Annotated in this window: 12 protein-coding genes; 3 read left to right on the plus strand and 9 right to left on the minus strand. The window is 63.6% G+C overall.

Annotated elements, in window-relative coordinates; genetic code table 11:
* Window positions 1-87: 87 nt before the first annotated feature.
* The 8 genes from CFY91_RS02720 to CFY91_RS02755 form a co-directional block, all read right to left on the minus strand.
* Window positions 88-2,010, minus strand: coding sequence for a PrkA family serine protein kinase (locus CFY91_RS02720; protein ID WP_093984798.1), 1,923 nt, complete (start codon window positions 2,008-2,010; stop codon window positions 88-90).
* A gap of 179 nt (window positions 2,011-2,189) precedes the next feature.
* Window positions 2,190-2,519: a thiosulfate sulfurtransferase GlpE gene (gene glpE, locus CFY91_RS02725; RefSeq protein WP_093984799.1), complete on the minus strand. Its 330-nt coding sequence runs from the start codon at window positions 2,517-2,519 to the stop codon at window positions 2,190-2,192.
* Window positions 2,516-3,367 carry a symmetrical bis(5'-nucleosyl)-tetraphosphatase gene (locus CFY91_RS02730; RefSeq protein ID WP_093984800.1) on the minus strand — a complete coding sequence of 284 codons (852 nt, stop codon included), beginning with the start codon at window positions 3,365-3,367 and terminating at the stop codon, window positions 2,516-2,518. The genes glpE and CFY91_RS02730 overlap by 4 nt, the downstream gene beginning before the upstream one ends.
* Window positions 3,364-3,744 (minus strand): Co2+/Mg2+ efflux protein ApaG, encoded by a 381-nt coding sequence (apaG, locus tag CFY91_RS02735; protein ID WP_093984801.1) that lies wholly within the window; start codon window positions 3,742-3,744, stop codon window positions 3,364-3,366. The genes CFY91_RS02730 and apaG overlap by 4 nt, the downstream gene beginning before the upstream one ends.
* Window positions 3,745-3,757: 13 nt before the next feature.
* Window positions 3,758-4,558 (minus strand): 16S rRNA (adenine(1518)-N(6)/adenine(1519)-N(6))-dimethyltransferase RsmA, encoded by an 801-nt coding sequence (rsmA, locus tag CFY91_RS02740; RefSeq protein ID WP_093984802.1) that lies wholly within the window; start codon window positions 4,556-4,558, stop codon window positions 3,758-3,760.
* 159 nt (window positions 4,559-4,717) lie between these two features.
* Window positions 4,718-5,707, minus strand: coding sequence for a 4-hydroxythreonine-4-phosphate dehydrogenase PdxA (gene pdxA / locus CFY91_RS02745; RefSeq protein WP_093984803.1), 990 nt, complete (start codon window positions 5,705-5,707; stop codon window positions 4,718-4,720).
* A 105-nt stretch (window positions 5,708-5,812) separates the two neighbouring features.
* The gene (locus tag CFY91_RS02750) at window positions 5,813-7,105 is read right to left on the minus strand and encodes a peptidylprolyl isomerase (protein WP_188390278.1); all 1,293 of its coding nucleotides are present in this window, start codon (window positions 7,103-7,105) and stop codon (window positions 5,813-5,815) included.
* On the minus strand, window positions 7,086-9,833 hold the full coding sequence (locus CFY91_RS02755) for an LPS-assembly protein LptD (RefSeq protein ID WP_093984805.1): 2,748 nt from the start codon (window positions 9,831-9,833) through the stop codon (window positions 7,086-7,088). Before CFY91_RS02755 ends, CFY91_RS02750 begins: the two co-directional genes overlap by 20 nt.
* Window positions 9,834-9,961: 128 nt before the next feature.
* On the opposite strand from CFY91_RS02755, the gene CFY91_RS02760 reads away from it, so the two are divergent.
* From CFY91_RS02760 to CFY91_RS02770, 3 genes are read left to right on the plus strand one after another with little or no spacing between them, the layout of a single operon-like run.
* Window positions 9,962-11,002, plus strand: a complete 1,041-nt coding sequence (locus tag CFY91_RS02760) for an aminoglycoside phosphotransferase family protein (RefSeq protein ID WP_093984806.1) — start codon at window positions 9,962-9,964, stop codon at window positions 11,000-11,002.
* A complete protein-coding gene (gene murU, locus CFY91_RS02765; RefSeq protein ID WP_093984807.1) occupies window positions 10,999-11,670 on the plus strand; it encodes an N-acetylmuramate alpha-1-phosphate uridylyltransferase MurU in 672 nt (223 codons plus the stop codon). The genes CFY91_RS02760 and murU overlap by 4 nt, the downstream gene beginning before the upstream one ends.
* Complete coding sequence (locus CFY91_RS02770; protein WP_093984808.1) at window positions 11,667-12,425, plus strand: TerB family tellurite resistance protein; 759 nt, start codon at window positions 11,667-11,669, stop codon at window positions 12,423-12,425. The genes murU and CFY91_RS02770 overlap by 4 nt, the downstream gene beginning before the upstream one ends.
* A 5-nt stretch (window positions 12,426-12,430) precedes the next feature.
* Here the strand turns inward: CFY91_RS02770 and CFY91_RS02775 are convergent.
* The coding region (locus CFY91_RS02775) for a DUF3530 family protein (RefSeq protein ID WP_133063662.1) at window positions 12,431-12,913 on the minus strand (483 nt) is incomplete at its 5' end.

Here is a 12,913-nt window from a genome sequence, read left to right on the forward strand (position 1 = left end):
CTCCGGACTACGGCCGGAGGCTGGCGGCTGGACGAGGCGTCGCGTGTTCGTCCAGCTTCCGGCCTCGGGCCTTGAGCGGCTTTTGGGTTACTGCGATTTGCGTACCCGCAGATACCACTCGGAGAGCAGGCGTACCTGCTTCTCGGTATAGCCGCGCTCGACCATACGGGTAACGAAGTCGTTGTGCTTCTTCTGGTCCTCCTTGCTGGCTTTGGCATTGAAGCTGATGACCGGCAGCAGGTCCTCGGTGTTGGAGAACATCTTCTTCTCGATCACCACGCGTAGCTTCTCGTAGGACAGCCAGCTGGGGTTCTTGCCGTTGTGGTTGGCCCGTGCACGCAGCACGAAGTTGACGATTTCGTTGCGGAAATCCTTCGGGTTGCTGATGCCGGCAGGTTTCTCGATTTTCTCCAGCTCCTCGTTGAGGGCCATGCGGTTGAGGATCTCGCCGGTCTCCGGGTCGCGGTATTCCTGGTCCTGAATCCAGAAGTCGGCGTACAGCACGTAGCGGTCGAAAATGTTCTGCCCGTACTCGCTGTAGGACTCCAGGTAGGCGGTCTGGATTTCCTTGCCGATGAACTCCACATAGCGCGGTGCCAGGTATTCCTTGAGGAAACGCAGGTAGCGCTCGCGGGTCTCTGCGGGGAACTGTTCCTGCTCGATCTGCTGTTCCAGCACATAGAGCAGGTGTACCGGGTTGGCGGCGATCTCGTGCGGGTCGAAGTTGAACACCTTGGAGAGGATCTTGAAGGCAAAGCGCGTCGACAGCCCGGTCATGCCCTCGTCGACGCCGGCGCTGTCGCGGTACTCCTGCAATGACTTGGCCTTGGGATCGATGTCCTTGAGGTTCTCGCCGTCATACACGCGCATCTTGGAGAACAGGTTGGAGTTTTCCGGCTCCTTGAGACGCGACAGCACGGAGAACTGCGCGAGCAGTTTGAGGGTGTCCGGTGCGCAGTGGGCATGGGCCAGCGAGCTGTTGGCCAGCAGTTTGTCGTAGATGCGGATTTCATCGCTGACCCGCAGGCAGTAGGGCACCTTGACGATGTAGATGCGGTCGATGAACGCCTCGTTGTTCTTGTTGTTGCGGAAACTGTGCCATTCCGACTCGTTGGAGTGAGCCAGCAGGATGCCGGAGAACGGCAGGGCGCCAAGTCCCTCGGTGCTGTTGTAGTTGCCCTCCTGGGTGGCGGTGAGCAGCGGGTGCAACACCTTGATGGGTGCCTTGAACATCTCGACGAACTCCATCAGGCCCTGATTGGCCCGGCACAGCGCGCCGGAGTAGCTGTAGGCATCGGCGTCGTTCTGCGGGTACTCCTCCAGCTTGCGGATATCCACCTTGCCGACCAGTGCAGAGATGTCCTGGTTGTTCTCGTCGCCCGGCTCGGTCTTGGCCACGGCAATCTGGTTGAGTATCGACGGGTACAGCTTGACCACGCGAAAGCGGCTGATGTCGCCGCCGAATTCGTTGAGGCGCTTGGTGGCCCAGGGCGACATGATGGTGTTCAGGTAGCGCTGGGGAATGCCGTATTCCTGTTCGAGAATCTCGCCGTCTTCGCGTGCATTGAACAGGCCCAGTGGTGACTCGAACACCGGCGAGCCCTGTATGGCGTAGAAGGGCACGCGTTCGATGAGTTGTTTGAGCTTTTCCGCCAGGGAGGATTTTCCGCCGCCCACCGGGCCGAGCAGGTAGAGGATTTGTTTCTTCTCCTCAAGGCCCTGCGCGGCATGTCGAAAGAAGGCAACGATCTGGTCGATGCACTCTTCCATGCCGTGGAAGTCGGCGAAGGCCGGATAACGGCGAATCACCTTGTTGGCAAAGATCCGCGAGAGTCGCGGGTCCTGGGCGGTTTCCACCAGTTGCGCTTCGCCGATCGCCAGCAGCATGCGCTCGGCCGCACTGGCATAGGCGCTGGGGTCCTGGCGGCACAGTTCCAGGTACTCCTGCAGGGAGTACTCCTCCTGACGCGTGGCTTCGAAGCGTTGTTGGAAGTGGCTGAAGATGTTCATGGCGGCACCTCGCTCGCAACCGGGGCGCAAGGCTCAGGCCGGAGGAGGCCACGTCTGGGCGTGGCTGGTGCAAGTCCCCCCGGTCGGCTCTCGCGGTGATGGATAGCCTTGAGGGAAAGGATAGTTGGCTTTTGCCAGGCTGCCGCTTGTGCGGTGTAAGCAAAAGCGTCAAGCGCGGGTCAGTCGGGACTGCCCTGTGCGACGTGCTCGGGGTAGCACTGCCGCCACAGTTCAAAGCCGCCATCCAGGCTGTATACCTCGGCAAAGCCCTGGTGCGCCAGGTAGGCCGCCGCGCCCTGACTGGAATTGCCGTGGTAGCAGACCACCACCAGCGGCTGCTCGAAGTCGGCCTGGGCGATAAAGTCGGCCAGCGAGTGGTTATCCAGGTGCAGGGCGCCGCAGATATGCCCCTGAGCAAAACTCTGCGGGTCACGGATATCCACCAGGACTGCCTGGCGTTCACGCAGGGTTTGCGCTTGCTGGGGAGAGATGCGTTGGAAATCGCTCATGCCGGGGTCTCGCTCTCGGGTTTGCAGTCGCAGTGCCAGCGTTGGCTGCTGTCGACATCCATCAGGGTCATCTGTCCGCCCCATACGCAGCCGCTGTCCAGGGCGTAGACATTGGGTTCGTCGCACTGGCCTTCGAGAGCCGCCCAGTGGCCGAAGAGAATACGTACGCCGCGCGCCTTGCGTCCGGGGTGCTTGAACCACGGCGCGTAGCCGCTGGGGGCGGTTTCCAGGCCTTCCTTGCTTTTCAGCTCCAGCGTGCCATCGGCGCGGCAAAAGCGCATGCGCGTGAAATAGTTGGTTATCACCCGTAGGCGGGCGACGCCTTTTAGCTCGCCATGCCAGCGTGCGGGCTCGTTGCCGTACATGCCGTCGAGGAACAGCGGTAGCCGCGCGTCGTCGCGCAGCGCCTGCTCGACTTCGCTGGCGCGGCGCAGCGCCTTGCGGATGCCCCATTGCGGAGGGATGCCGGCATGCACCAGTGCGGTATTGCGCGCTTCGTCAAAGTGCAATAGGGGTTGCTGGCGCAGCCAGTCGAGCAGTTCCGCGGCGTCGGGGGCTGTGAGGATTTCGCGCAGGGTGTCGCCGCGCTTGAGACGTTCGATATTGTGCGCCACGGCCAGTAGGTGTAGGTCATGATTGCCCAGCACGCAGACCAGCGCGTGGCGCATGGCAAACAGGAAGCGCAGGGTTTCCAGGGATTGCGGGCCACGGTTGACCAGATCGCCGACCAGCCATAGACGATCCACTGCGGGGTCGAAGGCCACGCGCTGCAGCAGGCATTGCAGCGGCTTCAGGCAGCCCTGCAGGTCGCCCACGGCAAACGTGCGTGCGCTCGGCGGCGTGTTCAATGCAGGGCTCCGGGCACGGCCAGGCGGAACGGCGCAATGGGCGCATCGAAGGCGTGGCCGTCGCTGGCCTGCATCTGGTAGCTGCCCTGCATGATACCTACGGCGGTTGTCAGCAGCGTGCCACTGCTGTAGTCGAAGTGCTCGCCGGGTGCCAGCAGAGGTTGCTGACCCACCACGCCGGCGCCGCGCACTTCCTGAACGTCGCCGTTGCCATCGGTGATCAGCCAATGGCGGCTGAGCAACTGGGCGGGCAGCTCACCCTGGTTGTGGATGCGGATATGGTAGGCGAAGGCGTAACGCTGCTGCTCAGGCTGCGATTGTTCGGCGAGGTATTCGCTGCGAACGCTGACCACGATCTGGTAAGGCGATTGACTCATGGCTGTCTCGCTGTCAGGCCGGCGATTGCGGCTGCAGGGCCAGTTGGTCGGCCAGGCGTACGAAAGCCGCCAGGTCGAGTTGCTCGGGACGCAGGCTGCCATCAACCCCGGCAGCGGCAATCGCCTCGCTGTCGAGTAGGCCCTTGAGGGTATTGCGCAAGGTCTTGCGCCGCTGGTTGAAGGCCTCGCGAACCACGCGCTCGAGCAGACGATGATCACGTGCCGGGTGCGGCAGCTGTGCATGCGGGACCAGGCGAACAATCGCCGAGTCGACCTTGGGCGCCGGGTTGAAGGCGCCCGGACCGACATTGAACAGGTATTCAACCCGGCAGTGGTATTGCACCATGATCGACAGGCGTCCCCAGTCGCCGCTGCCCGGCTCGGCGGCCAGTCGCTCAACCACTTCCTTCTGCAGCATGAAGTGCATGTCGCGAATCAGCGCGGCATTGTCCAGCAGGTGGAAGATCAGCGGTGTGGAGATGTTGTAGGGCAGGTTGCCGACTACCCGCAGGCTGCCAGGCGCGGCCTGCAGACGGGCGAAGTCGAACTTCAGCGCATCGCCCTGGTTGAGGCGAAAGCGCGGATTGTCGCCAAAGCGAGCTTGCAGGATGGGGATCAGGTCAAGGTCGAGCTCGATCACGTCGAGTTGCGCACCACTGGCCAACAGGCCTTCGGTCAGGGCGCCCTGGCCCGGGCCGATCTCCAGCAGGCGGTCGTCTTCACGGGCATGAATGGCGCGCAGGATGCGGTGGATGACGCCGGCATCATGCAGGAAGTTCTGGCCAAAGCGTTTGCGCGCGCGGTGTTGGTGCATAAGAACAGCTCCAAGCCTCAAGCTGCAAGCGTCAAGCAAGCGCCGAGAGCGGTGAGGCAAAGCGCGTAGTTTAACAGCGAAAGAGCTGGTGGCTGTAGGCACGCGCATTGCTGGTGAAGATTTGGCCTTATGGCTCGGCTAGTTGAGCGTTGCTTGCCGCTAGCGGCCTGAGGCTGCGGCCATCTGATAAGCGGTTTCCAGGGCGACCTGCAGGCTGCCGCAGTCGATACGCCCGCTGCCCGCCAGGTCCAGTGCCGTGCCATGGTCAACCGAGGTGCGGATGATCGGCAGGCCCAGGGTGACATTCACCGCCGCGCCGAAACCCTTGTACTTGAGTACCGGCAGGCCTTGGTCGTGGTACATGGCCAGTACCGCATCGGCCTGTTCCAGATGCTTGGGGGTGAACAGGGTATCGGCTGGCAACGGACCGATCAGCTGCATGCCTTCGCCGCGCAGTTGCTCAAGCGCCGGCGCGATGATGTCGATTTCCTCGCGGCCCAGGTGGCCACCTTCGCCAGCATGTGGGTTGAGGCCGCAGACCAGGATGCGCGGTTGGGCGATGCCGAATTTGCTGTGCAGGTCGGCATGCAGGATGCGTGTGACCCGCTGCAGGCGCTCGCCGGTGATGGCATCGGCTACCTCGCGCAGGGGCAGGTGAGTAGTGACCAGCGCGACGCGCAAGCCGCGGGTGGCCAGCATCATCACCACCTGCTCGGTATGCGTCAGTTCGGCGAGGAGCTCGGTATGCCCGGAGAAGGGAATGCCTGCTTCGTTGATCACGCCCTTGTGTACCGGGGCGGTGATCATCCCGGCAAACAGACCGTCCAGGCAGCCCTGGCCAGCGCGCTGCAGAGTATTCAGTACATAAGACGCATTGGCTGGATTCAGTTGTCCGGCCACGGCGGGCTCGGCCAGCGGGGTGTCCCAGACATACAGCTGGCCGGCAGCAGCCGGCTGTTGCGGCAGTGCCTGCGGGTCGACCTCATGCAGTTCGATGGTCAGACCCAGCTGTGCAGCGCGATTGGCCAGCAGGGCGCGGCTGGCAACGGCCACCAGGACATGGGGTTGTGCCTGACGGCTGAGCAGCAGACACAGGTCGGGACCGATACCGGCAGGCTCGCCGGGGGTCAGGGCGAAAGGGCGGGGCATAGCTTCAAGCCTCAAGCGGCAAATCACAAGCGGTAGGCAAAGCGCAAAAAGCCGGACAGTGCCCGGCTTTTCTTGCAGCGTGAAGCTTACAGCTTGTCGCTCACGTTAGATTTTGGTTTCGACATAAGCTTCGTCGCGAATCTGGCGTAGCCAGGCCTGCAGTTCGAGGTCGAACTTGCGATTACGCAGGGCGTTTTCCGCCTGCTGGCGACGGTAGGCTTCACTGCTGTCAGTGGCGCGACGACCTTCAACCTGCAACACATGCCAGCCGAACGGGCTCTGGAAGGGGCGCGACAGCTCATTGCTGGCGGTCTGGCTCATCACTTCGCGGAACTCCGCGACCAGGCTGTTGGGGTCGACCCAGCCAAGGCTGCCGCCGTTGAGTGCCGAGCCGGGGTCTTCCGAGAAACTCTTGGCCAGCGTGGCGAAGTCTTCGCCATTCTGCAGGCGCTGGTAGAGCCGTTCGGCCAGGCGCTGGGTTTCCTCGGCGCTACGGATCTCGCTGGGCTTGAGGAGGATGTGGCGCACCTGAACTTCATCGCGTACCAGGCTGCTGCCGCCGCGCTTGTCGAGCAGCTTGACCAGGTTGAAGCCGGACGGTGTACGCACAGGTTCGGTAACCTGGCCAATGCTCAGTTGGCTGACCAGGCGATCGAAGGGAGGCGGCAGCTGTCCAGCCTTGCGCCAGCCGATCTCGCCGCCTTCCAGGGCGGTGTCACCCGCCGAGCGGGTCATGGCCAGTTGGGCAAAGTCGGCACCCTGTTGCAATTGACGATAGAGCTCGGTCGCTTGCTGTGCAGCGGCCTGCACGGCTTGCGGTGTCGCACCATCGGGCAACGGGATGAGGATGTTGGCCAGGCGGAACTCTTCCGAGAGCTGCATCTGTCCCAGGTCTGAGGCGAGGAAGTTGTTGATCTCCTGGTCGGTCACCTGAATGCGCTCGGCGACACGACGCTGGCGTACGCGGCTGATGATCATCTCGCGACGCACCTGTTCACGGGCGTCCTCGAAACTCAGGCCGTCACGCTGCAGGGCAGCACGGAACTGCTCCAGGGTCAGATTGTTGCGCTGGGCGATGCTGATCATCGCCTGGGCCAGTTCCTCATCAGCAATGCGGATGCCTGAGCGCTCACCGATCTGCAGTTGCAGGTTTTCCACGATGAGCCGCTCCAGAACCTGCTGCTCCAGTACATCGCCCGGTGGCAGGGCAGCACCGCGACTGGCGATGGTCTGTTGTACTTCGCGCAGGCGATTCTGCAGCTGGCTGTACATGATCACGTCGTTGTCGACGATGGCAACAATACGGTCCAGCGAGCGAACCTCGGCATGGCTGGCGCCGGCCAGTAACAGGCCGCCCAGCAGCATCGGGCGCAGTGCCTTAGAAAGCTTGATCTTCACGTTCACGATAACCTTGAATGCCTTGGTCGAGGAAAGACTCTACCTTGTTGCCGACAACGCCGCCGAGGCCTTTCAGCACGATCTGCAGGAAGATGCCGCGGTCGGCGTCTTCGTTGCGTGCGGTGGACAGGCTGTACTCGTTGTAGTCCACCCAGTAGCGGTTGATCAGGCGCAGCTTCCAGCAGCAGCTGTCGTACTCGAAGCCACCGAAGGCTTCCAGGGTGCGGCTACGGTTGTAGTCATACTGCCAGCGGGCAATGGCGTTCCATTGCGGGACCATCGGCCAGATCACCGAGGCATCGTGCTGCTGGATCTTGTAGTAGTCCTTGATCACTTCGCCGGTCACCGGGTCGGTGTAGTCGCCACCCTGCTGCCAGGTGCCGGTGGTGGAGTTGTAGACCACGGCATCGTTGCGGTAGCGGTAACCGAAGTTGACCACCTTGTTCAGGTTGTCCTGCGGCTGGTAGTGGAACATCAGGCTGCCGGCGCGGGTCTGGCCCAGCGAGCGCTCCTGGGTCAGGTCGAGGTTGACGCGCCAGTCGCGGTTGAAGCGATACAGGTACTCCATCGCATAGGGCGAGGTCGAGGTACGTGCATCGTCACGCAGGCGATAGTCGATGCCACGCAGCTGTACCTTGCGGTCGGCGAAATGGAAGGCCTGGCCGAAACTGAAGCGCTGGCGCTCGAAACCGTTGGCTTCGATCCAGCGGCTGGTGGCGCCCAGCGACAGGCGGTTTTCGTCGCCGATGCGGTCCTTGCCGGAGAAGCGGTTTTCCCGCCACAGCGAACCATAGCTGAAGCTCGACTCACCGCTGTCGAAGATCGGGATGTCATCCTGTTTCTCGTGCGGCACATAGAGGTACATGGCGCGCGGCTCCAGGGTTTGGCGGAAGCTGCTGCCAAACAGGCTGGTGTCGCGGTCGAAGTACAGGCCGCTGTCGATGCTGTAGAGGGCCAGTTCACGGCTTGGGCTGCTGTTGAACTTCTCGTTGGCCGCAAGCATTTGCGCCTTGCCCTGTTGATCCAGGCTGAGGTCGTACTGGGTGGCCAGTAGCTTGAGGGTCGGCTTGAGGTAACCCCAGCTCCAGTTCAGCGGCAGGCTGATGCCCGGCTCGAAGTGCACCCGGTCGCCATTGGCGCGGTTCAGGCCGGTAATGCGCGAGTCCAGCCAGGGGCTGGTGTTGCCATCTTCATCGGTGAACAGTCCGTCGCGCAGGTTGCGGTCGAAACGCACGAACTCGGCGGCGTAGCCCAGGTCGAAGGCACCGGTGGCAAAGGGCATCTTGCCGTTGAGGGTCAGCTGCGGCAGGCGGTTGTACGGGGTGACGTCGGCAATGGTCGCCATCTCGTAGGCGTGGGCATTGAGCCGTGCGGTGTAGCTATCACCGCGCCAGGTCAGGGTGCCACGCTGATCGAGGAAGGCCGGCTTGTCGATCCCCAGACCGGTGTCCAGATCCTGGAAGTAGTAGGGGTCGCTGATGTCGGTGTAGTCGACCTCGGCGAGCAGGCGTTGGTCGAGCCCGGTCTTGTGCTGCCAGCTGTACATCCAGCGCTGGTCTGCGTACTCGGATTGCAGTTTGCGTTCGTCTTCCTTGTCGTTCAGCCAGGCACCGCCGAGCTGACCTTCGCTGCTGCGGGTCAGGTAGCGGAACTCACCCTCCATCAACAGACCGCGCTTGGCCATGTAGTGGGGATAGAGCGTGGCGTCGTAGTTGGGCGCCAGGTTGAAGTAGTAGGGCGTTTGCAGGCTGAAGCCGGTATCGCTGGAGCTGCTGAAGCTGGGCGCGAGGAAGCCCGACTGGCGGCGGTCGTCGATCGGGAAGTAGATGTACGGGGTATAGAACACCGGAATGTCCTTGACCCGCAGCGTCACGTTGGTTGCCGTGCCGAAGCCGGTGGCCGGGTTCAGCTTGATGTTGTTGCCGCGCACATGCCAGGCGTTGTCGCCCGGTTCGCAACGGGTGTAAGTGCCATCCTTGAGGCGGATGATGGCATCTTCCTGGCGCTTGACGTTCTTCGCGGTACCGCGCACGTGTCCCTGATGCAGCACGTATTCGGCGTTGTCGATTTGTGCTTCACCACTGTCCAGTTGCAGCTCGGCGCGGTCGCCGACCACCAGGGCACCCTTGTCGCGCAGCTTGACGTTACCGGTGAGCACGCCGAGGTTTTCGCTGCGTTGCAGGCTGGCTTCTTCGGCCTCGATCTGCATGCTGCCCTGGCGCAGGACCACGTCGCCCGCCAGTACCGCCTTGTCCTGCTCCTGCTCGTAGCGCGAGGCTTTGGCGGAGAGGAAGATCGGCGCATCTTGCTGGGCTGTGTCGTCGTTCATGCCGGGACGCAGCGGTTCGATATAGGCACCGGCGCAATAGGGGCCGGCTTCGGCCAGTTGGGCCGGACTCAGCTTGTCGCGCGGCACCCAGTCGAGATGGCTGAAGTCAGCGCTGCGGGGCGCAATCTGCTCGACAGCAACGCGCTCGCCGGGGGCGGCGGGCTGGCCAGCCTGCGCCGGGGCAGCCGTGCTGACGCTCGAGGCCGTGTGCTGTGGGCGTGGCGGCAGTGGCTGGGCGCTGACCCTGGGCGCACAGGCCCAGCCGCCAGTGGCCGAAGCCTGGCAGTTGAACTGCTCGGCGGCCAGCACGGACGAAGCCGCCATGGGTTGCAGGGCAAGCAGGCCACCAGTGACCAGCAGAGGAAACTTCTTGTGAAACGCGGGGAGTTTTGCTGCCATCTTGTTTTTACCGGGCTTCCTGCGCGCTATCGGCCCGCAGGGCCGCACGCCTCTCGATGGGCTAAGAAAGATGCCGGATAATAAAGCATGACCCGCACAACGGCTAGCGCCGTCGGAGAACCCTTGTAATGCCTGATCGTGATCCTCGTTTGTTGCTTGTGCATGCCTGGCTGGATGACGTCCTGCCTGGGCTGTTTGCCGCGCAGGGCTGGGGCGATGTGCCGCCGGCCAAGCTGTTGCCGGCCAGTAGCGATGCCAGCTTTCGTCGTTATTTTCGCTGGCAGTCGGCGCAGCGCACACTGATCATCATGGATGCGCCGCCGCCTCAGGAGGACTGCCGTCCCTTCGTCAAGGTGGCCGGAATGCTCGCTGCCGGCGGCGCACATGTCCCGCAGATACTGGCAGCCGATCTGCAACAGGGCTTTCTGTTGCTGGATGACCTGGGGCGCCAGACTTACCTGGATGTCCTCGATGAGCATAATGCCGATCGCCTGTTTGCCGAGGCGGTCCAGTCCTTGCTGACCTGGCAGCGCCTGCCGGTCACGGCCGAACTGCCGAGTTATGACGAGGCGCTGCTCAGCCGCGAACTGCAGTTGTTCCCTGACTGGTATGTGCAGCGCGAACTGGGCATCAGCCTGGATAGGCATCAGCAACGGCTCTGGGAACAGACCTGCCGGCTGCTGCTGGACAGTGCGCTGGCCCAGCCGCGTGTGCTGGTGCACCGTGACTTCATGCCGCGCAATCTGATGTTCAGTACGCCCAATCCCGGCGTGTTGGACTTTCAGGATGCGGTCTACGGCCCGGTCAGCTATGACATTACCTGCCTGTTCAAGGATGCCTTTATCAGCTGGCCGGACGCGCGCGTGCAGGCCTGGCTGGCGGATTACTGGCGTGCGGCGCGAGCGGCTGGGGTGCCGGTGCCGGGCGAGCTGGATGAGTTCCTGCGGGCCAGTGATCTGATGGGCGTGCAGCGTCACCTCAAGGTCATCGGTATTTTTGCGCGCATTTGTCATCGTGATGGTAAGTCGCGCTATCTGACCGATGTACCGCGTTTCTTTGCCTATATCGATACGGTGCTGGCGCGGCGTGCCGAACTGGCATGCCTGGCCGAGCTGCTCGACAGTCTGCCGTTGCAGGCAGTGCGCGGCGCCCAGGGGGGCGCCCGATGAAAGCGATGATCCTCGCCGCAGGCAAGGGCGAGCGTCTGCGTCCGCTGACCCTGCATACGCCCAAGCCGCTGTTGCCGGTGGCCGGGCAGCCGCTGATCGAATATCACCTGCAGGCGTTGGCAGCAGGCGGCTTTGACGAGCTGGTGATCAACCATGCCTGGCTCGGCGAGCAGATCGTTGCGCGGCTGGGCGATGGCAGCGCCTGGGGACTGCAGATCCGCTACTCCGCCGAGGAGCAGCCGCTGGAAACCGGCGGCGGCATCTTGCGTGCGCTGCCGCTGCTGGGTGATGAACCGTTCCTGCTGGTCAACGGCGATATATTCAGCGACTTTCCCTTTGCCCGTTTGCGGCGTCCTTTGGCGGGCTTGGCGCATCTGGTGCTGGTGGACAATCCCGCGCACCATCCGGCCGGGGACTTCATCCTGAATGAAGGGCTGGCGCGCAGCGAGGGCCCTGGGCAGCGACTTACCTATAGTGGCATTGGCGTGCTGCATCCGCGGCTGTTCGACGGTTGCCAGGCGGGGGCTTTCAAGCTGGCCCCGTTGTTGCGCGAGGCCATGCGCGAGGGCTTGGTGAGTGCCGAGTACTATGCCGGGCGCTGGATTGACGTGGGTAGCCCGGAGCGCCTGGCAGAGGTCGAGGCTCTGCTCGTCGGGAGCGCTGGATGATCTGGCCGGCCACTTGGCTGGCAGCGCTGGCCGGTCTGGTGCTGGCCAGCATTCCGGGGGCGTTGCTGGGCGCACTGCTGGGGCAGGTGCTTGATCGGCGCCTGGCCTTGCGCTCCTGGGGTGAGCTGTATCGACGCCTGGGTGGAACACCGGCGCTGAGTGGCGAAGAGTTGCTGTTTGTGGCGCTTGGTCGCTTGGCTAAGGCCGACGGTCGCGTGCAGGAACAGCATATCCAGCAGGCCCGTGAGGAAATGCGCCGCCTGGAGCTGCAGGCGGATGCCCAGCGGGCGGCCATCGATGCCTTTGCGCGGGGCAAGGCGGGGCAGGATGATTTACGCCGCCCGCTGCGGCGCCTGCGGCATCAGCCCGATCAGGCGCGCCAGTTGTTGCAGGCCTGTGTGCGTATGGCGCAGGCCGACCGGCGACTGGGTGGCGCAGAGCAGCGTCTGCTGGAGACCTGGCGGGACTGGCTGGGTGTTCCACGCAGCGAGTTGGATGGCCTGCTGGCCAGTAGCCGGCGCGGCGCGCCGGCGGCGGCCGTCCGTTCGGCCTATGAGCAGGCCCTGCAGTTGCTCGGTGTGGATAGTCAGGCGGATGCCAGCGAGATCAAGCGCGCCTATCGCCGCCAGTTGAGTCGCTGCCACCCCGACAAGCTGACGGGCAGTGGGGCAACGCCGGCGCAGATTCGTGCGGCGACAGAAAAGACCCGCGAACTGCACGCCGCCTATGCACTGTTGCGTCAGCGCCGACGCTGAGTCGTCTACTGTACCTGCAAGGTGAGCCAGCCTTTGAGGCGGCGGAACAGTTGCTCCTGCTCGACCTCAGGGTTGCCCGGCAGGGCCTTGAGGGCGATCTGTGTGTAGCGCGCCTTACCCTCGCGGCGTGCATCACGCTGGCGGGCGATGGCGGCCTGGCGGGCGGCCAGGTCATCCTTGTAGTAGAAATCACCGCTGGGCAGGTCCAGTTGGCTGAGCAACGCCTGCAGGGTAAGTGTTTCTGCGGGGACGTCCTGAGCCGAGATCAGTACCAGTTGGGTGATGTCCTTGGCGTCCTGGCGCTCCACCAGGTAGCGGCTGGCCCAGTAGGCGCCGCTGCGCTGGCCCAGCAGTACGATGCGCGGTGCCTGTTGCGCGCGGGCAAAGGCCAGGGCAGCATCCAGACGCGCCAGCCGGCGGTCCGCCGGTAGCTGTTGCGGCGTTGCGGGGGGTGTGACAGCCTGGCTGGTCTCGGTCTCGGTCTCGGT

Origin of the sequence: Pseudomonas fluvialis, assembly GCF_002234375.1 — a bacterium.
In the GTDB taxonomy this organism is placed as follows: Bacteria; Pseudomonadota; Gammaproteobacteria; order Pseudomonadales; family Pseudomonadaceae; genus Aquipseudomonas; species Aquipseudomonas fluvialis.